This is a genomic window from Ruegeria sp. CL7 (assembly GCF_056536445.1).
The window spans coordinates 1-1,273 of record NZ_JBQFPQ010000024.1; the positions used below are offsets into that span (position 1 = coordinate 1).

The window sequence follows — 1,273 nt, forward strand, 5'->3', positions numbered from 1 at the left end:
CGGATTTTTCACCCAGTCCCTTTCTGATCGTGATCCCGAGCTTTTTGGCTCGATCACGTCGGAACTGGGTCGTCAGCGCGACGAGATCGAGCTGATCGCGTCTGAGAACATCGTCTCTGCCGCCGTGATGGAGGCGCAGGGTTCGGTGATGACCAACAAATACGCCGAAGGCTATCCCGGCCGCCGCTACTATGGCGGCTGCCAGTTCGTCGACATCGCCGAAAACCTGGCCATCGACCGCGCCAAGCAGCTGTTCGGCTGTGAATTCGCCAATGTGCAGCCCAATTCCGGCTCTCAGGCCAACCAGGGCGTGTTTCAGGCGCTGATCAAGCCCGGCGACACCATTCTGGGCATGAGCCTGGATGCCGGCGGTCACCTGACCCACGGCGCCCGCCCGAACCAGTCGGGCAAGTGGTTCAACGCGGTGCAATACGGCGTGCGCCAGCAGGACAACATGCTGGATTATGATCAGGTCGAGGCGCTGGCGAAAGAGCACCAGCCCAAGCTGATCATCGCCGGCGGTTCGGCCATCCCGCGCCAGATCGACTTTGCCCGCATGCGTCAGATCGCCGACATGGTCGGGGCCTATCTGCACGTGGACATGGCGCATTTTGCCGGTCTGGTCGCGGCGGGCGAACATCCCAGCCCGTTCCCGCATGCGCATGTGGCCACCACCACCACGCACAAGACCCTGCGCGGCCCGCGCGGCGGCATGATCCTGACCAATGATGAAGATATCGCCAAGAAAGTGAACTCGGCCATCTTCCCCGGCATTCAGGGCGGCCCGCTGATGCATGTGATCGCGGCCAAAGCCGTGGCCTTTGGCGAGGCGCTGCGGCCCGAGTTCAAGGACTATGTCAAGCAGGTGATCACCAACGCCCAGGCGCTGTCGGATCAGCTGATCAAGGGCGGTCTGGACACGGTGACCCACGGCACCGACACCCATGTGGTGCTGGTCGACCTGCGCCCCAAAGGCGTCAAGGGCAACGCCACCGAAAAGGCCTTGGGCCGGGCGCATATCACCTGCAACAAGAACGGTGTGCCGTTTGATCCGGAAAAGCCGACCATCACGTCGGGCATCCGTCTGGGTTCGCCCGCCGGCACCACCCGCGGCTTCGGCGAGGTCGAATTCCGCCAGATCGCCGACTGGATCATCGAAGTGGTCGACGGCCTGGCCGCCAATGGCGAAGACGGCAACGGCGCCGTCGAAGCCAAGGTCAAGGCCGAGGTCGCAGACCTCTGCGCCAAATTCCCGATCTATCCGAACCTGTAA

1 protein-coding gene is annotated in these 1,273 nt (G+C 63.1%); it reads left to right on the forward strand.

All coding sequences use genetic code 11. The features are described 5' to 3' along the window. Window positions 1–1,273, forward strand: a 1,273-nt coding sequence (gene glyA, locus ACR0LI_RS20780) for a serine hydroxymethyltransferase (protein ID WP_253283377.1), incomplete at its 5' end; no start/stop codon positions are given.